Below are 21455 nucleotides of genomic sequence, written 5' to 3'. Positions count from 1 at the left end.
AATGGCGATTAAAAAGTATAAACCTACCTCTAATGGTCGTCGTAATATGACGTCTTTAGACTTTGCGGAAATTACAACTAACAAGCCTGAGAAATCATTGCTTGAACCAACTAAACGCAAAGCTGGTCGTAACAACCAAGGTAAAATCACTGTTCGTCATCATGGTGGTGGTCATAAGAAGCAATATCGTGTTATCGATTTCAAACGTGTTAAAGATGGCATTCCAGCGAAAGTTGCTACTATCGAATATGATCCAAACCGTTCTGCGAATATCGCATTAATCAACTACGCTGATGGAGCAAAAGCTTACATCTTAGCACCAAAAGGTCTAGAGGTTGGTCAAACAATCGTATCTGGTCCAGATGCTGATATTAAAGTAGGTAACACTTTACCATTAGCAAACATTCCAATGGGTACAACAATCCATAACATCGAGTTAAAACCTGGTAAAGGTGGACAATTAGTACGTTCTGCTGGTACTTCTGCGCAAGTACTTGGTCGTGAAGACAAATACGTAATCGTTCGTCTACAATCTGGTGAAGTACGTTTAGTTCTTGCTACTTGCCGCGCTACAATCGGTCAAGTTGGTAACGAACAACATGAACTTGTACACATCGGTAAAGCAGGTCGTAGCCGTTGGTTAGGTAAACGCCCAACTGTTCGTGGTTCTGTAATGAACCCTAACGATCACCCACACGGTGGTGGTGAAGGACGTTCTCCAATCGGACGTAAATCACCGATGACACCTTGGGGTAAACCAGCACTTGGTTACAAAACTCGTAATAAGAAAAACAAATCGGATAAATTCATCATCCGTAGTCGTAAAAAATAAAGTGGTTAAACTACGGTTCTATGTGAGAGCCGTGGTGGAATCACAGAGGGAGGTTCCTACATGGGTCGCAGTTTGAAAAAAGGACCTTTTGTTGACGACCACTTAATGAAAAAAGTGGAAGCACAAGAGGCTTCTGAGAAGAAACAAGTTATTAAAACTTGGTCTCGCCGTTCTACAATCTTCCCGAACTTCATCGGACTAACAATTGCTGTATATGATGGACGTAAACATGTTCCTGTATACGTAACAGAAGATATGGTAGGCCACAAACTTGGTGAATTCGCACCGACACGTACTTACAAAGGTCACGGTGCAGACGACAAGAAAACAAGACGCTAATTTTGAGAGGAGGTAAATCCTAATGACACAAGCTAAAGCTATCGCTCGCACAGTACGTATCGCTCCTCGTAAAGTTCGTCTAGTTGTAGACTTAATCCGAGGTAAGCAAGTAGGTGAGGCAGTTGCAATTTTACGTCATACTCCAAAAGCGGCGTCTCCAGTCGTTGAGAAAGTATTAAAATCTGCAGTTGCTAATGCTGAGCACAACTACGATCTAGATATCAACTCTTTAGTAGTTTCTGAAGTATTCGTTGATGAAGGTCCAACATTAAAACGTTTCCGTCCACGTGCACAAGGACGTGCAAGCGCAATTAACAAACGCACAAGCCACATCACTTTAGTGGTATCTGAGAAGAAGGAGGGTTAATCCGTGGGTCAAAAAGTACATCCAATAGGACTGCGCGTTGGTATTATTCGTGACTGGGAGTCAAAATGGTACGCTGAAAAAGACTATGCAACTCTACTTCACGAAGACATCAAAGTGCGTAAATATATTGAAACGGCTCTTAAAGACGCTTCTGTTTCTAAAGTTGAAATCGAACGTGCTGCAAACCGTGTAAACATTACAATTCACACTGCTAAACCAGGGATGGTAATCGGTAAAGGTGGTACTGAAGTTGAAAATCTTCGTAAATACCTTGGCGAATTAACTGGTAAACGTGTACACATCAACATCATCGAAATTAAACGTGCTGATCTTGACGCTCGTCTAGTAGCTGAAAACATCGCTCGTCAATTAGAAAACCGTGTTTCATTCCGTCGTGCACAAAAGCAATCAATCCAACGCACAATGCGTGCTGGTGCAAAAGGAATTAAAACACAAGTATCTGGTCGTTTAGGTGGCGCTGATATCGCGCGTGCTGAACACTATAGTGAAGGAACTGTTCCACTTCATACTCTACGTGCTGACATCGACTATGCACACGCAGAAGCTGACACTACTTACGGTAAATTAGGCGTTAAAGTATGGATCTACCGTGGTGAAGTTCTTCCTACGAAGAAATCTGTGGAAGGAGGCAAATAATATGTTATTGCCTAAACGCGTAAAATACCGTCGTGAACACCGCGGAAACATGCGTGGCGAAGCGAAAGGCGGTAAAGAAGTATCTTTCGGCGAATGGGGCTTACAAGCTCAAACTGCTAGCTGGATTACTAACCGTCAAATCGAATCTGCACGTATCGCGATGACTCGTTACATGAAACGTGGCGGTAAAGTTTGGATTAAAATCTTCCCGCACAAACCTTACACGAAAAAACCTCTAGAAGTCCGCATGGGTTCTGGTAAAGGTTCTCCTGAAGGTTGGGTAGCAGTTGTTAAACCAGGAAAAGTAATGTTCGAAATTGCTGGTGTATCTGAAGAGATCGCACGTGAAGCACTTCGTTTAGCATCACATAAGCTTCCTGTTAAATGTAAGATCGTAAAACGTCAAGAAACTGGTGGTGAATCTAATGAAAGCTAATGAAATCCGTGACCTTGCCACTTCTGAAATTGAATTAAAAGTGAAATCACTGAAAGAAGAGCTTTTCAACCTTCGCTTCCAATTGGCGACTGGTCAATTAGAAAACACAGCTCGTATTCGTGAAGTGCGTAAAGCAATCGCGCGTATGAAAACTGTTATTCGTGAAAGAGAAATCAGTGCAAATAACTGATAAAGGAGGTTTTCAAGTATGACTGAGCGTAATCAACGCAAAGTTTACACGGGCCGCGTTGTTTCAGATAAAATGGACAAAACAATTTCTGTTTTAGTTGAAACTCACAAAAAGCACAAGCTTTATGGTAAACGTGTAAAGTACTCTAAAAAGTTTAAAGCTCATGATGAGCAAAACCAAGCGAAAATCGGTGATATCGTACGTATCATGGAGACTCGCCCGCTATCAGCTACTAAACGTTTCCGTCTAGTTGAAGTTGTAGAAAAAGCGGTTATTATTTAATAACTATTTCGGAACAACCAATTTCCGAAGGGAGGTAACCTAAGTGATCCAACAAGAAAGTCGTATGAAAGTTGCTGACAACTCAGGTGCACGTGAAGTTCTTACAATTAAAGTGCTTGGTGGCTCTGGCCGTAAAACTGCTAACATCGGTGATATCGTTGTTTGTACAGTTAAGAAAGCAACACCAGGTGGCGTTGTCAAGAAGGGTGACGTTGTTAAAGCTGTTATCGTTCGTACTAAATCAGGCGTACGTCGTAAAGACGGTACTTACATCAAATTTGATGAAAATGCTTGTGTAATTATTCGTGATGATAAATCACCACGCGGAACTCGTATTTTCGGACCTGTTGCACGTGAATTACGTGACAGCAACTTCATGAAAATCGTTTCTCTAGCTCCAGAAGTTCTTTAATTTCATGACAGTGCCAATCAAGGAGGTGCGACAGCATGCATGTAAAAAAAGGTGACAAGGTTAAGGTTATCACTGGTAAGGACAAAGGCAAAGAAGGAGTAATCCTAGCTGCTTTCCCTAAACAAGACCGCGTTCTTGTTGAAGGTGTAAACATCGTGAAAAAACACGTTAAACCTAACCAATTGAATCCACAAGGTGGGATTGTAAGCCAAGAGGCTGCAATTCACGTTTCGAACGTAATGCTAATCGATCCTAAATCTGGCGAGCCGACTCGTGTAGGTTATAAAATCGAAAACGGTAAAAAAGTTCGTGTTGCAAAAAAATCAGGTGCAGTAATCGACTAATTAGTAAATAAAAGAAGGGAGGTACACACATGAGCCGCCTAAAAGAAAAATATTTAAATGAAGTTTCTCCTGCTCTAATGAGCAAATTTGGATATAAATCAGTTATGCAACTTCCAAAAGTTGATAAAATCGTTATCAACATGGGTGTTGGCGATGCAGTTCAAAACTCTAAAGCGCTTGATGCAGCTGTAGAAGAATTGACAATTATCACTGGTCAAAAACCAGTAGTAACTAAAGCGAAAAAATCGATCGCAGGTTTCCGTCTACGTGAAGGTATGCCTATCGGTGCTAAAGTTACATTACGCGGTGAGCGTATGTATGAATTCTTGGATAAATTAATCGCAATCGCATTACCTCGTGTACGTGACTTCCGTGGTGTTTCTAAAAAAGCATTCGATGGTCGCGGTAACTACACTCTTGGTGTTAAAGAGCAATTAATTTTCCCAGAAATCGATTACGATAAAGTTTCAAAAGTACGCGGTATGGACATCGTGATCGTAACGACAGCGAACTCTGACGAAGAAGCTCGCGAGTTATTGACACAATTCGGTATGCCGTTCCAAAAGTAATTAAACAAGGAGGGCGAAAACGTGGCTAAAAAATCTATGATCGTTAAACAACAACGTAAGCAAAAGTTTAAAGTGCAAGAGTATACACGTTGTGAACGCTGTGGTCGTCCACACTCAGTATATCGCAAATTCAAACTTTGCCGTATTTGTTTCCGAGAACTTGCATATAAGGGACAAATTCCTGGCGTTAAAAAAGCCAGCTGGTAATCCCCTAATTTGGGAAGGAGGTAAATGTAATGACAATGACTGATCCGATTGCAGATATGCTTACTCGCATTCGTAATGCGAACATGGTTCGTCACGAGAAGTTAGAAGTACCAGCTTCCAACGTGAAAAAAGAAATCGCTGAAATTTTAAAGCGTGAAGGTTTCGTACGTGACGTAGAATACGTGGAAGACAACAAACAAGGTATCATCCGTATCTTCTTAAAATACGGTAAAGATAACGAGCGCGTTATCACTGGCCTAAAACGTATTTCTAAACCTGGTCTACGTGTATATGCTAAAACAAATGAAGTTCCTAAAGTACTGAACGGTCTTGGTATCGCTTTAGTGTCAACTTCACAAGGTTTATTAACAGATAAAGAAGCTCGCGCTAAACAAGTTGGCGGCGAAGTTCTAGCATACGTTTGGTAATTAGCAATAAATGAATGGAGGTGCAACTAAATGTCTCGTGTAGGTAAAAAAATTATCGAGGTACCAGCTAACGTAACTGTTACTGTCGCAGCTGACAACACTGTTACTGTTAAAGGTCCTAAAGGCGAACTTGTTCGTTCTTTCCACCAAGATATGAAAATTGAGCAAGAAGGAAATGTGATCTCTGTATCTCGTCCTTCTGATTCAAAAGAACACCGCACAAACCACGGTACTACTCGTGCGCTTTTAGCGAACATGGTTACTGGTGTTTCTGCAGGTTTCGAAAAATCATTAGAACTTATCGGTGTCGGTTACCGTGCGCAATTACAAGGTAAAAAGCTTGTACTTAACGTAGGTTACTCTCACCCAGTTGAGTTCACACCAGAAGATGGTCTTGAAGTAGAAGTTCCGACTAATACAAAAATCATCGTTAAAGGTATCAGCAAAGAACGCGTTGGCGCTCTTGCATCTAATATCCGTGACGTTCGTCCACCAGAGCCTTATAAAGGTAAAGGTATCCGTTACGAAGGCGAATACGTTCGTCGTAAAGAAGGTAAAACAGGTAAATAATGCTGCTTAAGCATTAGAAAGGAGTGACCCTTGTGATTACGAAACAGGATAAAAATCAAGTTCGTAAAAAACGTCATGCGCGAGTTCGTTCTAAAATTTCGGGTACTGCTGAGCGTCCACGCTTAAACGTATTCCGTTCTAACAAGAACATCTACGCTCAACTTATCGATGACGTAGCAGGCGTAACACTTGTTAGCGCATCTTCTCAAGAAAATGGTTTTGAAGGTGCTGGTAACAACGTAGAAGCTGCATCAAAAATCGGTGAAACAATCGCGAAACGCGCTGCGGAAAAAAACATTACTGCAATTGTATTTGACCGTGGTGGTTACTTATATCATGGACGTGTAAAAGCTTTAGCTGAAGCTGCACGTGAGAACGGTTTAGAATTTTAATAAGAAGGAGGGACACATTTCATGAGTCGAATTGACGCAAACAAACTTGGAGAACTTGAAGAACGCGTAGTTACTATTAACCGTGTTGCTAAAGTTGTTAAAGGTGGACGTCGCTTCCGCTTCACAGCATTAGTTGTAGTTGGCGATAGAAACGGACATGTTGGTTTCGGTACTGGTAAAGCTCAAGAGGTGCCAGATGCTATCCGTAAAGCTGTTGAAGATGCGAAGAAAAACTTAATCGAAGTGCCACGTGTAGGTGGAACAACTCCACACTTAGTGCTTGGTCGCTTCGGTGCAGGAGAAATCCTAATCAAACCTGCTGCTCCTGGTACAGGGGTTATCGCTGGTGGTCCAGTACGTGCCGTACTAGAACTTGCTGGTATTACTGATATTCTTTCAAAATCACTTGGATCTAACACACCAATCAATATGGTGCGTGCTACTGTTCAAGGTTTAACTGAATTAAAACGCGTAGAGGACGTTGCAAAATTACGTGGCAAATCAGTGGAAGAAATATTAGGATAAGGGGGGAATAATAATGGCTAACAAATTAGAAATCACCCTTACAAAATCTGTGATCGGTTCTAAACCGGCACAACGTAAAACTATTGAAGCTCTAGGATTACGTAAATTAAATCAAACTGTTGAGAAAGCTGATAACGCTGCTACTCGCGGTATGCTTGATAAAGTAGCTCACTTAGTTACTGTAAAAGAAAATTAATTTTTAATTAATGAACAAGGAGGTGCCACCCACTATGAAACTGCATGAGTTAAAACCAGCAGAAGGATCTCGTAAGCAACGCAATCGCGTTGGTCGTGGTATCGGTTCTGGTAACGGTAAAACATCAGGTAAAGGTCATAAAGGTCAAAACGCTCGTTCTGGTGGCGGTGTACGCCCAGGCTTTGAGGGCGGTCAAAACCCGTTATTCCGTCGTTTACCTAAACGTGGATTTACGAACATTAACCGTAAAGAATACGCTATCGTTAACCTTGACACATTAAACCGTTTCGAAGACGGTGCAGAAGTAACAACTGCATTATTACTTGAAACTGGTCTTGTGAGCAATGAAAAAGCTGGAATTAAAGTTCTAGGCAATGGAACACTTAACAAAAAGCTTACAGTAAAAGCTCATAAATTCTCAGCTTCAGCAAAAGAAGCAATCGAGAATGCCGGCGGAACTACTGAGGTGATTTAATGTTTCAGACAATCTCTAACTTTATGCGTGTTCGAGATATAAGAAATAAAATCATCTTCACTCTTTTAATGTTAATTATTTTCCGTATTGGTACATTCATACCAGTACCGAATGTTGACGCAACTGTATTAAAGGCAACTGATGAGTTTAACCTCGTTGGTTTCCTCAATACTTTTGGCGGTGGTGCGTTGCAAAACTTCTCTATCTTCGCGATGGGAATTATGCCATACATCACAGCCTCAATCATTGTTCAGTTATTGCAAATGGACGTAGTACCGAAGTTTGCTGAATGGGCAAAGCAAGGTGAAGTCGGAAGACGTAAACTTGCACAATTTACTCGCTACTTTACAATTATTCTTGCTTTTATCCAATCATTCGCCATGTCATTTGGCTTCAACAAAATGTACGGTGGATCTTTGATTAAAGAAGAGGGAATTCTAACTTATATTACAATTTCAATTGTATTGACAGCAGGTACAGCATTCCTTGTATGGCTTGCTGAACAAATTACCTCACATGGTGTTGGTAATGGTATTTCTGTTGTAATCTTTGCTGGTATCGTGGCAGCATTACCTACAGGAATAAACCAAATCTATGCACAACAAATTGAGGGTGCAGGTGATAAACTGTTTATCAACATTATCATCCTTGCATTACTTGCTTTGATTTTACTTGCAATTGTCGTTGGGGTTATTTACGTGCAACAAGCACTTCGTAAAATTCCAATTCAATATGCAAAACGAGTTACTGGACGCAACCAACAAACAGGTGGTCAACAAACGCACTTACCGTTAAAAGTAAATGCTGCAGGGGTTATTCCGGTAATCTTCTCAGTAGCGTTCCTTGTCACACCTCGTACGTTAGCAGCGTTCTTTGGTCAAAACGATATCACAGCATTCATTGAAAACACGTTCGATTATCAGAAACCTGTTGGAATGTTGATTTATGTTGCATTGATCGTCGCATTCACATATTTCTATGCATTCGTACAAGTGAATCCAGAAAATGTGGCAGACAACTTGAAAAAACAAGGTGCTTACATTCCAGGTATTCGCCCGGGTGAAAACACTCAAACGTATTTAACAAGCGTGTTATATCGACTTACATTTGTTGGTGCGATATTCTTAACTGTAATTGCTGTAATGCCGATTATATTCATCAACCTTATGAATCTACCTGCCTCAGTGCAAATCGGTGGTACTAGTATTATTATCGTAGTCGGCGTAGCGCTAGAAACGATGAAACAGCTAGAATCACAACTTGTTAAACGTCACTACAAAGGCTTTATGAAATAATGTTGATTTTTAGGGAACGTTCTTCGTTTCCTGAAATCAGCAAACCTTTTGTGGGAGGACTATTTCCGATGAATATCGTTTTAATGGGTCTGCCAGGTGCTGGTAAAGGTACACAGGCAGATAAAATTGTAGAGAAGTACGCAATTCCTCATATTTCTACAGGAGATATGTTCCGTGCCGCTATTAAAGACGGTACAGAGCTAGGCTTACAGGCGAAATCGTTTATGGATCAAGGTGCTCTAGTACCTGATGAAGTAACGATTGGTATTGTTCGTGAGCGACTTGCTAAAGCTGATTGTGATAAGGGTTTCCTATTAGACGGATTCCCACGTACAGTTCCTCAAGCGGAAGCGTTAGACAGCATTTTAGCTGATCTTGGTAAAGCTATTGAACATACGTTAAACATTCAAGTTGAAAAAGATGAGCTAATTGCTCGTTTATCAGGTCGTCGTATTTGTAAAACTTGCGGTACATCATATCATTTAATTTTCAATCCACCAGCTGTGGAAGGTAAATGTGATAAAGATGGCGGCGAATTATACACACGTGCGGATGATAATCCTGAAACGGTTGCAAACCGTCTTGAAGTAAATATGAATCAAGCACAACCTTTATTGGACTTCTATGAAGCAAAAGGTGTGTTAACAAATATTGATGGACAGCAAGATATTAATAAAGTGTTTGCTGATCTTGATGCTCTTTTACAGGGCAGCCGCAGCTGATACCCGGCTCCGGGCGCAGAATACTGCTTCCGCGGGAGGCATGCGGGAGCAACACCGAAACATAATTTTTTTGAGAGTTGCAAAAGCATATTGTGCCCGGTATATATTTCTTTTAAAAAGTGCAACATGACTTTTGAGAGAGTATAATGGGTTTCGTGGAAGCATCTGTGTAACGGGTATGAATATCTCATCAAAGACATTTCCGGTATTCGTGTAAACATGGGAGATTCAGTGCCCATACTGGTCCTGTATATTCCGTGGATTGTGTGAAGCGAAACCAGACGAGCGTCTTTCAAACATCTCTCATACAATCCAAACATATGTTGAAACGAGGTTGCTTCTATAGTTGCAGCAGATATCCGTTTGATGTAACGATGAGAACTTTAATTTGCATATAGAGAGGAGAGACAGAGTAGATGGCGAAAGATGATGTAATTGAAGTCGAAGGGACAGTTGTTGAGACTTTGCCAAACGCGATGTTTAAGGTAGAATTAGAAAATGGACATGTGATTTTAGCACACGTTTCTGGTAAGATTCGTATGCACTTTATCCGTATTCTACCTGGAGATAAGGTTACTATCGAGTTATCTCCTTATGATTTAACTCGCGGTCGTATCACATACCGTTTTAAATAATCTTTTGCGCTCCGGACTATTAAGGAGGTTAGGTTAGATGAAAGTGAGACCATCTGTGAAACCGATCTGCGAAAAATGTAAAGTAATTCGCCGACGCGGTAAAGTAATGGTAATCTGTGAAAATCCTAAACACAAACAAAAACAAGGTTGATTCTAAAGGAGGTGCACAACGTACATGGCACGTATTGCTGGTGTTGACATTCCTCGCGACAAACGCGTGGTAATTTCATTAACTTACATTTACGGTATTGGTAAAACTACAGCTCAGAAAGTATTAGCTGGCGCAGGTATTTCAGAAGATACACGCGTACGCGACTTAACTGAAGATCAGTTAAACCTAATCCGTGAACAATTAGATTCTTACAAACTTGAAGGTGACTTACGTCGCGAAACTTCATTAAACATTAAACGTCTGATGGAAATCGGTTCATTCCGTGGTATCCGTCACCGTCGTGGTTTACCTGTTCGTGGTCAAAATACGAAGAACAATGCGCGTACGCGTAAAGGTCCTCGTAAAACAGTTGCGAACAAGAAAAAATAATACGTAAAGGAGGTTCCTTCTTAACATGGCTCGTAAACAACAAACTCGTAAACGTCGTGTGAAAAAGAATATCGAATCTGGTATTGCACACATTCGTTCTACATTTAACAATACAATTGTAACGATTACAGATATGCAAGGTAACGCTGTATCTTGGTCAAGTGCTGGTGCTCTTGGTTTCCGTGGTTCACGTAAATCTACACCATTCGCTGCTCAAATGGCTGCAGAAACTGCTGCTAAAACATCCCTTGAACATGGTCTGAAAACGTTGGAAGTAACTGTTAAAGGTCCTGGTGCTGGTCGTGAAGCTGCAATTCGTGCACTTCAAGCTGCTGGTTTAGAAGTAACTGCTATTAAAGACGTTACTCCAGTTCCTCACAATGGTTGCCGTCCGCCAAAACGTCGTCGCGTGTAATGGGTGCTTCTCATAGTGTATGAGAACATCATTTTTTGTACAGACTGTCTTGTGCAGATAATAAACGATACGTCAATGACGATCGAATCTATGATGGAAAGAACCTATACATTCGATGTTTTGAAGGAGGGTAAATGAAATGATCGAAATTGAAAAACCAAAGATTGAAACGGTGGAGATCAGCGAAGATTCCAAATATGGAAAGTTTGTTGTAGAACCGCTTGAACGCGGATATGGAAACACTTTGGGTAATTCTTTACGTCGTATCCTTCTGTCTTCATTACCAGGAGCTGCTGTCACTTCAATCCAAATTGATGGCGTTCTTCACGAATTCTCAACTGTAGAAGGCGTTGTGGAAGATGTAGCTTCAATTATTTTGAACGTGAAAAAGCTTGCTCTTAAAATCTACTCTGACGAAGAAAAAGTTATTGAGATTGATGTAAAGGGCGATGGAACAGTTACGGCTGCTGACATTACACATGACAGTGACGTAGAAATTTTAAACCCAGATCTATATATTGCAACAATCGCTAAAAACGGTCATTTACGTATGCGTATGTACGCTCAACGCGGCCGTGGTTACACTCCTGCTGATCAAAACAAACGTGAGGATCTTCCTATCGGCGTGATCCCGATCGACTCTATTTACACTCCAGTATCACGCGTCAATTTCCAAGTGGAAAATACTCGTGTAGGTCAGTCTTCTGACTACGACAAACTTTCTCTTGATGTGTGGACAGATGGTAGCATCGGTCCGAAAGAGGCGATTTCGCTCGGAGCAAAAATTTTAACCGAGCATCTAAACATCTTCGTTGGCATGACAGATGAGGCTCAAACTGCTGAAATCATGGTCGAAAAAGAAGAAGATCAAAAAGAAAAAGTTTTAGAGATGACTATCGAAGAACTTGATCTTTCTGTTCGTTCTTACAACTGCTTAAAACGCGCTGGTATTAATACAGTACTAGAACTTGCGAATAAGTCAGAAGACGATATGATGAAAGTTCGTAACCTTGGACGTAAGTCATTAGAAGAGGTAAAAGCGAAGTTAGAAGAGCTTGGTTTAGGGTTACGCAAAGAAGACTAAGCGATTTAAACAAAACTTATAAGATCAGATATTTTTTATAAAGGAGGGAAACATCCATGGGTTACAGAAAACTTGGTCGTACAAGTTCTCAACGTAAAGCGATGTTACGTGACTTAGCTACTGATTTAATCATCAACGAGCGTATCGAAACTACTGAGGCTCGCGCTAAAGAAGTACGTAAAGCTGTTGAAAAAATGATTACTTTAGGTAAACGCGGAGATTTACACGCACGCCGTCAAGCTGCTGCATTCATCCGTCGTGAACTAGTAACAACTACTGACGAAGAAGGTAACGAAACAACTTCATTTGCGCTACAAAAGCTATTTGATGATGTTGCACCACGTTACGCAGAACGTCAAGGTGGTTACACTCGTATTCTTAAAGTAGGTCCTCGTCGTGGTGACGGTGCACCTGTTGTTGTGATTGAATTAGTTTAATCATAAGAGAAAACAAGTGGTGAAGAGGGTGGAACCACCACCCTCTTTCTTTATAAACGATTTATACGACAAATAATTAAGCTGAGCGTTATGATGAGCGGACACTGTTGTGTGGCGTCTCGTTTAGCTCTCCGCACCTCATTCAAAAGAGGCAAGGGCTTGAGCACCCGTGTTTCTTGTAAATGTAACGACTAGCGCATTTCTATCGAATGAGGTGCGCGCTTTTTTATTATTTTAATGAACAACGAAACAGCGCCAATTGATGGTGCTTTTTTTAATATAAAAGAAAAAGCGCGTAGGCATTTTTCTTATACCGACATATTGATTGTAGTAGAATTCATACATAAAAAAGTGTAAGTTAGTTAGTATAGCTGAGCATGTAGAGAGGAGTGCTAGAAATGCCCGAAATTTTATCGTTAAATAATGTGACATTTTCATATACACCTGAAAATCAAGAGCTGCGAAATGCTGTTGAAAATGTAAGCTTTGCCGTCCAAGAAGGTGAGTGGATTGCCATCGTTGGCCATAATGGTTCTGGGAAATCGACGATCGCCAAATTAATGAATGGTTTATTATTCCCGCAACAAGGAGACGTTCGTATATTACGTGAAGTATTAAATGAAGACAACCTATGGGCATGTCGCTCACAGATGGGCATGGTGTTTCAAAATCCAGACAATCAATTTGTAGGGGCAACCGTACAAGATGATGTTGCCTTTGCGCTTGAAAATAACGGCATAGCGTTTGAAGAAATGGTAAAACGTGTACATTCCGCGTTGGAACAAGTGAAGATGAGTAACTTTGTGGATCATGAGCCACATCATTTATCGGGTGGACAGAAGCAACGTGTTGCGATTGCAGGGGCATTAGCACTGAAGCCAAAGTTGCTTATTTTAGATGAAGCCACATCTATGTTAGACCCACAAGGACGTGTTGAAGTATTACAAACTGTCCAAACATTACGTGCAGAAACAGGGTTAACGGTGATATCGATTACCCATGATTTAGAAGAGGCCATGTTGGCTGATCGTATACTATTTATGAACGATGGTAAAAAGTTTGCGGAAGGATCACCTGCTGAAATTTTTTCACTGGGGGACAAGTTAACGGAGCTAGGGCTTGATTTACCATTTGCCATGAAGTTATCAAAGCTATTGCAAAAGGAAGGTGTTCCGTTAATGGGACAACATATGACAGAAGAAGAGTTGGTGAATGATTTATGGACATCAAACTTCAACAAGTAAGCTATGCCTATTCTCAAGGCACACCTTTTGAAAAACGGGCATTATTCGATGTCAATTTTGAAATTCCATCCCATACGTACCAAGCAATTATTGGACATACGGGTTCCGGTAAATCGACCATTCTTCAACATTTTAATGCACTGTTAAAGCCAACAACGGGCATTGTGCAATTAGGCGATCGCATAGTGGAGGCAGGTAAAAAAGCAAAGGATTTAAAAGCAGTTCGCCAACGTGTGGGTATTGTATTTCAATTTCCAGAGCATCAGTTGTTTGAAGAAACGGTATTAAAGGATATTATGTTCGGGCCAATGAACTTTGGTGTATCTGCAACAGAGGCTGAGGCGCGTGCTAGAGAACTTGTCCGTCTAGTTGGCTTACCTGAAAATGTGCTGGAAAAGTCACCATTTGATTTATCTGGCGGACAAATGCGACGTGTGGCCATAGCGGGTGTTTTAGCAATGGAGCCAGAAGTTATTGTTTTAGATGAACCAACAGCTGGGCTAGACCCCCGTGGTCAAAAGGAAATTATGGATATGTTTTATACATTACATCAAGAGCGTAATTTAACAACAATTCTTGTGACACACAGTATGGAAGATGCAGCTCGTTATGCGGACAATCTTATCATTATGCATGAGGGCAAAAATGTACTGAGTGGAACACCGCGAGAGATTTTTAAGGATATTGAGACATTGAAACAATTTCGTTTAGAGCCGCCTCGGATTGTGCGCTTTCAACAAAAAGTTGAAAAGATGATTAATACATCTTTGGCAAAGGTCTGTTTAACTGAAGAGGAGCTAGCGATTGAAATGGCTCGATTATTGAGAGAGGAGCGTGCAGAGTCATGATGGAGAAAATGATATTCGGGCGCTTCCTGCCAGGAGATTCTCCTGTTCATAAGCTTGACCCACGTTCGAAACTCGTTTTCGTATTTGCATTTATCATTATCGTATTTTTAGCGAATAATACGATAACATATGCAATGCTCTTAGCTTTTACGTTATTCATTGTTTTAGTATCGCGTATACGCTTGTATTTTTTAATAAATGGACTAAAGCCGGTGCTGTTTTTAATGGCTTTTACATTTTTACTGCATATTTTTATGACCAAGGAAGGCGACCTACTATTTCATTGGAAGTTTATCTCCATCTATGAGGGCGGTGTTCGCCAAGGGATTTATATTTCCACACGTTTCCTTGTACTAGTGTTTATGACATCCATTTTAACGCTGACAACATCACCAATTTCCATTACAGATGGGATTGAAGTATTGCTCAATCCATTGAAAAAAATCAAGGTTCCTGTCCACGAGCTAGCATTAATGATGTCCATTTCACTGCGCTTTATTCCAACGTTGATGGATGAGACAGATAAAATTATGAAGGCGCAAATGGCGCGTGGTTCGGATTTATCTTCCGGCCCAATAAAAGACCGTATTAAAGCCGTTGTTCCATTGTTAGTACCGCTCTTTGTAAGTGCCTTTAAACGTGCAGAGGACTTAGCAACCGCGATGGAGGTACGAGGATATCGAGGCGGCGAAGGTCGTACGCGTTATCGTCAACTCAAGTGGGATATGGGCGATACATTTGCGCTTGCCTTACTGGCGGCAATGGCGGTTTTATTATTTTTCTATAGAAGTTAAAGGAGTAGCTTGATGCGACGATTAAAAGCAATTATTAGTTATGATGGAACGCAATTTTCTGGTTATCAAGTGCAACCAGGAGAGCGTACAGTACAAGCTGAAGTAGAGCGTGTACTTGCCGTTATGCATAAAGGTAACAAGGTCAAAGTAACAGCAAGTGGTCGCACGGACGCAAGAGTACATGCAACTGGACAAACACTGCATTTTGATACGCCGCTTACAATACCGGTAGAAAAATACATGAAAGCGTTAAATGTACAGCTTCCTAGAGATATTCGTGTCTTATCCATTGAGGAAGTGGCAGCTGACTTTCATGCGCGTTATAGTGTAACAGGAAAACGCTATCGCTATATATGGTCGTGTGAGCCTGTACAAAGCCCGTTTCGTCGATATTACGCAGTAGAGACCAATGGGGTTAAACCAGACGTTACAGCGATGCAGGAGGCGGCTAAGGCGATTATCGGGACACATGATTTCTCATGCTTCTGTGCAGCGAATACAAGTGTCCAAGATAAAGTGCGAACTGTTCATAAGCTCGATTTTGAATGGCATGGTGAAGAGCTACATATGGTCATTGAAGGTAGTGGCTTCTTATACAATATGGTACGCATTATTGCCGGAACTTTATGGGAAGTGGGCATAGGACGTCGAGAAGTGCAAAATGTCGAGCTAGTCGTTGCTTCAATGAATCGCGATAAGGCTGGCAAAACGGCGCCACCACAAGGTTTATACCTTGAAAAAGTGTTTTATTAAGGTCGATTGTTTAATAGAATACGGTATGTTTTATAGAAGCGGCAATTCGCTTTAAAGAGAAAAAATATTAGGTGGAAAGGGACAATGCAAATGCCAAACGTTACCCTGTACAACTTCACCAGGTGTTTAATGAAATTACTTGACTTTAAAAGTCATTCATTATATGATAACAGATGGTATTTTCATTACCACCACAAATAAGCCCCGAAACTTATAGTGTAGACTAATGAAAAATAACGGTAATCGAATCGATTAGGAGGATATATACATGCGTACAACATTCATGGCTAAAGGTCACGAAGTAGACCGTAAATGGTTAGTAGTTGATGCAGAAGGCCAAACTCTTGGACGTTTAGCTTCTGAAGTAGCTGCAATCTTACGTGGTAAACATAAACCAACATTCACACCAAACGTTGACACAGGTGATCACGTAATCATCATCAACGCTGACAAAATCCATTTAACTGGTAACAAATTAGAGGGTAAACTTTACCGTCACCACACTCAATTTGCGGGTGGTTTAAAAACTCGTACTGCTGGCGAAATGTTAGAAAAGTACCCAACACGTATGATCGAATTAGCTGTAAAAGGGATGCTTCCTAAAAACTCTTTAGGTCGTAAAATGTTCGGTAAACTTAACGTTTACACTGGAACTGAGCACCCACATGCTGCACAAAAACCAGAAGCATATGAGCTTCGCGGATAATATAAATTAAGAGGAGGATATTACTTTGGCACAAGTTCAATACATCGGCACTGGTCGCCGTAAAAGCTCTGTAGCTCGCGTACGTTTAGTACCAGGTACAGGTAAAATTGTTATCAACAAACGTGAAATCGAAGAATACGTACCATTCGCTGCATTACGTGAAGTAATTAAACAACCATTAGTAGCTACTGAAACTACAGGAAGCTATGATATCCACGTAAACGTTAACGGTGGTGGATACACTGGTCAAGCTGGAGCTGTACGTCATGGTATCGCTCGTGCTCTACTTCAAGTAGACCCAGATTTCCGTGCTGCACTTAAATCAGCTGGATTACTTACTCGTGATTCACGCATGAAAGAACGTAAAAAACCAGGTCTACGCGGCGCTCGTCGTGCACCTCAGTTCTCAAAACGTTAATCAACCGATTCTATACGTTTTCAAAACCCTTTCCCACTTTTGTGGGGAGGGTTTTTTGTGTTTAGAAAATTGTATACAAAATTGAATTATTAAAAATATTGAAAAATATTAGCTACCTTTAGTAAAATCTCTAAAAAAGAATAGTAGATGCTAAGCATTTAGGGATTTAAAAATTACATAGACAAAGGATGTGGAAACATTCTTATGAATATGGAAAAGAAGCAAGACCTAGCTTTAAAGTTTATTCTCGCCTACTTTATCGTTTTCATTATCTTAAAAGAAATATTTACTTTTTCAAGGCTGGTTAATTATTCCGTACCCATCATTGGAGTCCTCATCGCAGCATTTTTACGTTATAAATTGAAAGGTAAAAAATCGGACTAACTTATATAAAAGTACAAAAACCATCTTTCAAAACTTTTTTAGTGTTTGAGGGGTGGTTTTTGGTGTTTACATTACTTGTAATAGCGTTGAGACAAACAACTATTATCTGAAATATATTCAAAATGTATTAATGAAAATTTTTTCATACAATTCTAATTATTGAAAATTATTTCTTTTTATATTATTTTAATTTTGAAAGTACTTTTATGTAATGAATGTTTAGATAGGGGGTGTATACATATGAATCTTTTGGATAGAATGCGAGATCAATTTCATTCCTTTACGGAAAAAGAACAAGTTATTGCGAGTTACATCATTCAGAGAACAAGCATACAGAATGAAAATATAACTGTATTGGCAAAAGAATTGAATACTTCACCTGCAACTATAACTCGCTTTTGTAAAAAGGTTGGTTGTAAAAGTTTTATTGAGATGAAGATGGAGTTAGAAAGAGGAGCTGCTATACACAAAAGTTTAAACAATCAACGAACATAAAAATGTATCTTAATTTGTATGGAACTTTGGCTTGGGCATTTTTCATCCGTAAATTTATGGGCATATGGTGTGCAACAATTGTTGATGAAAGCGTTTTAATCGTCTTAAATAATACTACGAAAAAGTGAGGTTAAGCAAAATGAAAAAAATATTATTCTGCTCAATACTACTTATTTCAATTATTATAGCAGCGGGCTGTAAATCTAAAAGTGAAAGTGAAGCGACAGAATCCTCTGAAGAAGCATCAGTAGAATCCTCCGAAGAATTATCAGGAGATATTGTGATGTGGCATTCATTTACACAAGGACCTAGACTAGAAAGCATACAAAAAACAGCAGATCAATTTATGAAGGATCATCCAAAAGTAAACATAAAAATTGAAACATTTTCATGGAATGATTTTTATACAAAATGGACAACAGGTTTAAACTCAGGAAATGTACCGGACATAAGCACAGCGCTACCTAATCAAGTTATAGAGATGGTAAATTCAGATGCTTTAATCCCGCTCAACGATACGATTGACAAAATAGGTAAAGAAAAATTCAGTAGCAATGCATTAGATGAAGCAAAAGTGCAAGACAACTACTTTTCAATACCACTGTACTCACATGCACAAGTAATGTGGGTTAGAACTGACTTATTGGAAAAATATAATTTAGAAGTGCCCAAAACTTGGGATCAATTATATGAAGCAAGTAAGAAAATGAAGGAAGACGGAGTTTATGGAGTATCTGTTCCGATGGGGACGAATGATTTTATGGCGACAAGATTCCTCAACTTTTATGTAAGAAGTGCTGGCGGAAGCTTACTAACGAAAGATTATAAAGCTGATTTAACAAGTAAGATTGCACAGGACGGTATTAAATACTGGATCAAAATGTATGAAGAAATATCCCCGAAAGACTCCTTAAACTTCAATGTTTTACAACAAGCTACGTTATTTTACCAAGGAAAAACAGCATTTGATTTCAACTCAGGTTTCCATATTGGTGGCGTTCAAGCTAATAGCCCACAATTGTTAAATTCTATTGATGCGTACCCTATTCCAAAAGTAAATGAAGCTGATCCTGATTACGGGATTGAAACATCCAACGTACCTTTGGTTATTTGGAAAAACTCAAAGCACGCTGATGTCGCGAAAGCATTTTTAGAAAAGCTATTTGAAGAGGGCAACTATCTTGAGTTTTTAGATGCAACACCTGTCGGCATGTTACCAACGATTGATAATATTACAGATAATCCTGCTTATAAAGAAAATGAAATAAGAAAGCAATTTGAACATGCTGAAGAAGTAATTACTAAAGCTGTGAAAGAAGGAACAGCTATTGGCTATGAGAATGGTCCAAGTATTCAAGCGGGTATTATGACGAACCGACATATTATTGAAGAAATGTTCCAAGATATTATTTCAAATGGCACAGATTCGATGGAAGCAGCAAAAAAAGCGGAAATGAAGCTCAATGATCTATTCGAAACAGTAGCTGTAAATTAGAGGGAAGTATAAGAAGGCGACGACTCAAGTGGGACAAGCAAGGAAAGAAAATCTGCGGCTAAGTTAGCAAGAAAGTGGCTCTGCTTGCCCACAATCGTCTGCCGATTTCCAATAGACATGTTGGAAAGAAAAATGGAGTTGAATGTTCGTTGGACATAGTAGTCACGCAAAAGTAAAAAGGCGTTTCACTTTTTGCTTTAAAAGAAAGGAGTCAACATGCTAATAAAGAAATTTGATTACGCCCGCTGGCTATTTGTAATGCCAGCAATAATAATTGTCGGTTTACTATTTGTTTACCCATTTTTATCTAGTATTTATTTCAGCTTTACAACGAAAAATTTATTATCACCGAACTATCAATTTGTCGGTCTTGAGAATTATAGAAAAGTATTAGGTGACCCAGATTTTTGGAACTCATTTTTTAATTCATTAAAATGGACTTTCTTTTCTTTAGTCGGTCAAGTTTTAGTTGGCTTTATTTTAGCTCTAGCTATACATAGAATAAAGCGATTTAAATGGTTATATCGAACACTGCTTATTATACCTTGGGCATTTCCAACGATAGTTATCGCCTTTTCATGGCAATGGATATTAAACGGAGTGTACGGTTATTTGCCAAATTTAATCGTCAAATTAGGATTGATGAATAATCCACCTGCATTTTTTACTGATAGTACGTGGGCGTTTGTTTGTTTAGTAGGAATCAATATTTGGTTTGGTGCACCTTTAATCATGGTGAATGTATTATCGGCATTACAAACCGTTCCTCAAGAACAATTTGAAGCGGCTAGAATTGATGGTGCTTCCTCTTGGCAAGTATTTAGGTTTATCACGTTACCCCATATTCGGGTAGTCATTGGCTTATTAGTCGTATTAAGAACAATATGGATTTTTAACAACTTCGATATTGTGTACTTACTAACAGGAGGGGGACCTTCAAATGCCACAACGACACTCCCTATCTTTGCCTATAACCTTGGTTGGGGAACACAGCTATTAGGACGTTCCTCTGCAGTAACAGTATTGCTATTTTTATTCCTTTTAACAATTTGTTTACTTTATTTCTATATTATTAGGAAATGGGAAAAGGAGTCGAAATAAAATGGTTAAAAATAAAAAAACAATTGTAAGTTCATTTCTGTCTCATGCTTTGCTAATAATAGCTACTATTCTTGCCGTATTCCCTTTAGTATGGATTTTCCTCTCCTCGGTTAAAGGCAAAGGTGAGTTAACGCAATTCCCAACAAGATTTTTTCCAAAGGACTTTACATTAGAGTATTTTATCCACGTAATTAGAGATTTACATTTTATAGATAATATCAAAAATAGTTTGTTAATCTCCTTAAGTACAACGGTCATTGCTATTATTATTTCCTCAACCGCAGCGTATGGAATAGTGAGATTTTTTCCGAAATTGGGTTCGATTATGTCGAAATTATTAATCACTACCTATATATTCCCACCTATATTATTAGCCATTCCATACTCTTTAGTAATGGCAACCATTGGTCTAAGTAATAGTCTAATTGGTTTAATTATCGTTTATCTATCATTTAGTGTCCCGTATGCGGTATGGCTATTAGTTGGGTTTTTTCAAACAGTACCCATTGGCATAGAAGAGTCTGCCCAGATTGATGGAGCAAATAAATTTACTATATTTTTTAGAGTTGTGTTACCTATCGTAGCTCCTGGGATTGTTGCTACTGCCATTTATACGTTTATCAATGCATGGAATGAATTTTTGTATGCCTTAATCTTAATTAATGATACTAGCAAAATGACCGTTGCAGTTGCTTTAAGATCATTAAACGGTTCGGAAATTTTGGATTGGGGAGATATGATGGCAGCTTCTGTCATCGTTGTGTTGCCATCGATTATCTTTTTCATTTTTATTCAAAATAAAATTGCAAGTGGGCTTTCGGAAGGTGCCGTTAAATAATTAGATGGAGGTGTTATTTTAATGTTTTA

General features: G+C 39.5%; 35 protein-coding genes and 1 pseudogene. All 36 read left to right on the top strand.

Going from position 1 to position 21455, the window contains the following annotated elements:
* Window position 1: 1 nt before the first annotated feature.
* Complete coding sequence (gene rplB / locus I5435_RS22260; protein WP_024364368.1) at window positions 2–832, top strand: 50S ribosomal protein L2; 831 nt, start codon at window positions 2–4, stop codon at window positions 830–832.
* Window positions 833–892: 60 nt separating this feature from the next.
* Window positions 893–1171 carry a 30S ribosomal protein S19 gene (gene rpsS, locus I5435_RS22255; RefSeq protein ID WP_004233637.1) on the top strand — a complete coding sequence of 93 codons (279 nt, stop codon included), beginning with the start codon at window positions 893–895 and terminating at the stop codon, window positions 1169–1171.
* A gap of 22 nt (window positions 1172–1193) precedes the next feature.
* The gene (rplV, locus tag I5435_RS22250) at window positions 1194–1538 is read left to right on the top strand and encodes a 50S ribosomal protein L22 (protein WP_004233639.1); all 345 of its coding nucleotides are present in this window, start codon (window positions 1194–1196) and stop codon (window positions 1536–1538) included.
* Window positions 1539–1541: 3 nt separating this feature from the next.
* Window positions 1542–2195: a 30S ribosomal protein S3 gene (gene rpsC, locus I5435_RS22245; protein ID WP_024364367.1), complete on the top strand. Its 654-nt coding sequence runs from the start codon at window positions 1542–1544 to the stop codon at window positions 2193–2195.
* Between the two features lies 1 nt (window position 2196).
* Window positions 2197–2631: a 50S ribosomal protein L16 gene (gene rplP, locus I5435_RS22240; RefSeq protein ID WP_010860599.1), complete on the top strand. Its 435-nt coding sequence runs from the start codon at window positions 2197–2199 to the stop codon at window positions 2629–2631.
* Window positions 2621–2821, top strand: a complete 201-nt coding sequence (gene rpmC / locus I5435_RS22235) for a 50S ribosomal protein L29 (protein WP_004233646.1) — start codon at window positions 2621–2623, stop codon at window positions 2819–2821. The genes rplP and rpmC overlap by 11 nt, the downstream gene beginning before the upstream one ends.
* Before the next feature lie 18 nt (window positions 2822–2839).
* Window positions 2840–3103 carry a 30S ribosomal protein S17 gene (gene rpsQ / locus I5435_RS22230; RefSeq protein WP_024364366.1) on the top strand — a complete coding sequence of 88 codons (264 nt, stop codon included), beginning with the start codon at window positions 2840–2842 and terminating at the stop codon, window positions 3101–3103.
* 43 nt (window positions 3104–3146) lie between these two features.
* The gene (rplN, locus tag I5435_RS22225; RefSeq protein ID WP_004233650.1) at window positions 3147–3515 is read left to right on the top strand and encodes a 50S ribosomal protein L14; all 369 of its coding nucleotides are present in this window, start codon (window positions 3147–3149) and stop codon (window positions 3513–3515) included.
* 35 nt (window positions 3516–3550) lie between these two features.
* The gene (gene rplX / locus I5435_RS22220) at window positions 3551–3859 is read left to right on the top strand and encodes a 50S ribosomal protein L24 (RefSeq protein ID WP_004233652.1); all 309 of its coding nucleotides are present in this window, start codon (window positions 3551–3553) and stop codon (window positions 3857–3859) included.
* 29 nt (window positions 3860–3888) lie between these two features.
* Window positions 3889–4428 (top strand): 50S ribosomal protein L5, encoded by a 540-nt coding sequence (gene rplE / locus I5435_RS22215; RefSeq protein ID WP_024364365.1) that lies wholly within the window; start codon window positions 3889–3891, stop codon window positions 4426–4428.
* Between the two features lie 21 nt (window positions 4429–4449).
* Window positions 4450–4635 carry a type Z 30S ribosomal protein S14 gene (locus I5435_RS22210; protein WP_004233656.1) on the top strand — a complete coding sequence of 62 codons (186 nt, stop codon included), beginning with the start codon at window positions 4450–4452 and terminating at the stop codon, window positions 4633–4635.
* Between the two features lie 29 nt (window positions 4636–4664).
* A complete protein-coding gene (rpsH, locus tag I5435_RS22205; RefSeq protein ID WP_008181717.1) occupies window positions 4665–5063 on the top strand; it encodes a 30S ribosomal protein S8 in 399 nt (132 codons plus the stop codon).
* A gap of 30 nt (window positions 5064–5093) precedes the next feature.
* Window positions 5094–5633 carry a 50S ribosomal protein L6 gene (gene rplF / locus I5435_RS22200; protein WP_024364364.1) on the top strand — a complete coding sequence of 180 codons (540 nt, stop codon included), beginning with the start codon at window positions 5094–5096 and terminating at the stop codon, window positions 5631–5633.
* A 32-nt stretch (window positions 5634–5665) separates the two neighbouring features.
* Entirely contained in the window at window positions 5666–6025 is a 360-nt protein-coding gene (rplR, locus tag I5435_RS22195) for a 50S ribosomal protein L18 (RefSeq protein WP_024364363.1), read from the top strand.
* 21 nt (window positions 6026–6046) lie between these two features.
* Window positions 6047–6550 carry a 30S ribosomal protein S5 gene (rpsE, locus tag I5435_RS22190; protein WP_024364362.1) on the top strand — a complete coding sequence of 168 codons (504 nt, stop codon included), beginning with the start codon at window positions 6047–6049 and terminating at the stop codon, window positions 6548–6550.
* 13 nt (window positions 6551–6563) lie between these two features.
* Complete coding sequence (gene rpmD, locus I5435_RS22185) at window positions 6564–6746, top strand: 50S ribosomal protein L30 (RefSeq protein ID WP_024364361.1); 183 nt, start codon at window positions 6564–6566, stop codon at window positions 6744–6746.
* A gap of 34 nt (window positions 6747–6780) precedes the next feature.
* A complete protein-coding gene (gene rplO, locus I5435_RS22180) occupies window positions 6781–7221 on the top strand; it encodes a 50S ribosomal protein L15 (protein WP_024364360.1) in 441 nt (146 codons plus the stop codon).
* Window positions 7221–8516 (top strand): preprotein translocase subunit SecY, encoded by a 1296-nt coding sequence (gene secY, locus I5435_RS22175; protein ID WP_024364359.1) that lies wholly within the window; start codon window positions 7221–7223, stop codon window positions 8514–8516. The genes rplO and secY overlap by 1 nt, the downstream gene beginning before the upstream one ends.
* A gap of 68 nt (window positions 8517–8584) precedes the next feature.
* A complete protein-coding gene (locus I5435_RS22170) occupies window positions 8585–9238 on the top strand; it encodes an adenylate kinase (protein WP_069514342.1) in 654 nt (217 codons plus the stop codon).
* 250 nt (window positions 9239–9488) lie between these two features.
* Window positions 9489–9566: pseudogene (locus I5435_RS22165) on the top strand (type I methionyl aminopeptidase); the annotation flags it as partial.
* An 88-nt stretch (window positions 9567–9654) separates the two neighbouring features.
* Window positions 9655–9873 (top strand): translation initiation factor IF-1, encoded by a 219-nt coding sequence (infA, locus tag I5435_RS22160; protein WP_004233690.1) that lies wholly within the window; start codon window positions 9655–9657, stop codon window positions 9871–9873.
* 37 nt (window positions 9874–9910) lie between these two features.
* A complete protein-coding gene (rpmJ, locus tag I5435_RS22155) occupies window positions 9911–10024 on the top strand; it encodes a 50S ribosomal protein L36 (protein ID WP_000868344.1) in 114 nt (37 codons plus the stop codon).
* A 24-nt stretch (window positions 10025–10048) separates the two neighbouring features.
* Complete coding sequence (gene rpsM, locus I5435_RS22150) at window positions 10049–10414, top strand: 30S ribosomal protein S13 (protein ID WP_024364357.1); 366 nt, start codon at window positions 10049–10051, stop codon at window positions 10412–10414.
* A 25-nt stretch (window positions 10415–10439) separates the two neighbouring features.
* Entirely contained in the window at window positions 10440–10829 is a 390-nt protein-coding gene (gene rpsK, locus I5435_RS22145; RefSeq protein ID WP_004233731.1) for a 30S ribosomal protein S11, read from the top strand.
* Window positions 10830–10968: 139 nt separating this feature from the next.
* Window positions 10969–11913: a DNA-directed RNA polymerase subunit alpha gene (locus I5435_RS22140; RefSeq protein ID WP_004233733.1), complete on the top strand. Its 945-nt coding sequence runs from the start codon at window positions 10969–10971 to the stop codon at window positions 11911–11913.
* A 56-nt stretch (window positions 11914–11969) separates the two neighbouring features.
* Entirely contained in the window at window positions 11970–12350 is a 381-nt protein-coding gene (gene rplQ, locus I5435_RS22135; protein ID WP_010860588.1) for a 50S ribosomal protein L17, read from the top strand.
* A 398-nt stretch (window positions 12351–12748) separates the two neighbouring features.
* Window positions 12749–13594 carry an energy-coupling factor ABC transporter ATP-binding protein gene (locus tag I5435_RS22130; RefSeq protein WP_337982996.1) on the top strand — a complete coding sequence of 282 codons (846 nt, stop codon included), beginning with the start codon at window positions 12749–12751 and terminating at the stop codon, window positions 13592–13594.
* A complete protein-coding gene (locus I5435_RS22125; protein WP_025220837.1) occupies window positions 13570–14442 on the top strand; it encodes an energy-coupling factor ABC transporter ATP-binding protein in 873 nt (290 codons plus the stop codon). Before I5435_RS22130 ends, I5435_RS22125 begins: the two co-directional genes overlap by 25 nt.
* Window positions 14439–15236 carry an energy-coupling factor transporter transmembrane component T family protein gene (locus I5435_RS22120; RefSeq protein WP_025220836.1) on the top strand — a complete coding sequence of 266 codons (798 nt, stop codon included), beginning with the start codon at window positions 14439–14441 and terminating at the stop codon, window positions 15234–15236. Before I5435_RS22125 ends, I5435_RS22120 begins: the two co-directional genes overlap by 4 nt.
* Before the next feature lie 12 nt (window positions 15237–15248).
* Complete coding sequence (gene truA / locus I5435_RS22115) at window positions 15249–15989, top strand: tRNA pseudouridine(38-40) synthase TruA (protein WP_337982995.1); 741 nt, start codon at window positions 15249–15251, stop codon at window positions 15987–15989.
* A gap of 268 nt (window positions 15990–16257) precedes the next feature.
* Complete coding sequence (gene rplM / locus I5435_RS22110) at window positions 16258–16695, top strand: 50S ribosomal protein L13 (RefSeq protein ID WP_024364352.1); 438 nt, start codon at window positions 16258–16260, stop codon at window positions 16693–16695.
* A 25-nt stretch (window positions 16696–16720) separates the two neighbouring features.
* The gene (rpsI, locus tag I5435_RS22105; protein ID WP_004233744.1) at window positions 16721–17113 is read left to right on the top strand and encodes a 30S ribosomal protein S9; all 393 of its coding nucleotides are present in this window, start codon (window positions 16721–16723) and stop codon (window positions 17111–17113) included.
* A gap of 624 nt (window positions 17114–17737) precedes the next feature.
* Complete coding sequence (locus I5435_RS22100; protein WP_024364349.1) at window positions 17738–17992, top strand: MurR/RpiR family transcriptional regulator; 255 nt, start codon at window positions 17738–17740, stop codon at window positions 17990–17992.
* Window positions 17993–18131: 139 nt separating this feature from the next.
* Complete coding sequence (locus I5435_RS22095) at window positions 18132–19487, top strand: ABC transporter substrate-binding protein (RefSeq protein ID WP_337982994.1); 1356 nt, start codon at window positions 18132–18134, stop codon at window positions 19485–19487.
* Between the two features lie 216 nt (window positions 19488–19703).
* The gene (locus I5435_RS22090; RefSeq protein WP_337982993.1) at window positions 19704–20588 is read left to right on the top strand and encodes a carbohydrate ABC transporter permease; all 885 of its coding nucleotides are present in this window, start codon (window positions 19704–19706) and stop codon (window positions 20586–20588) included.
* Window position 20589: 1 nt separating this feature from the next.
* Window positions 20590–21426, top strand: a complete 837-nt coding sequence (locus I5435_RS22085; protein WP_337982992.1) for a carbohydrate ABC transporter permease — start codon at window positions 20590–20592, stop codon at window positions 21424–21426.
* The last annotated feature ends 29 nt before the right edge of the window (window positions 21427–21455 follow it).

This window comes from Lysinibacillus sp. C5.1 (genome assembly GCF_016350185.1).
GTDB lineage: Bacteria > Bacillota > Bacilli > Bacillales_A > Planococcaceae > Lysinibacillus > Lysinibacillus sphaericus.
Note: the sequence above shows the minus strand (reverse complement) of the source record. Positions and strands in the feature narration are given on the sequence as shown.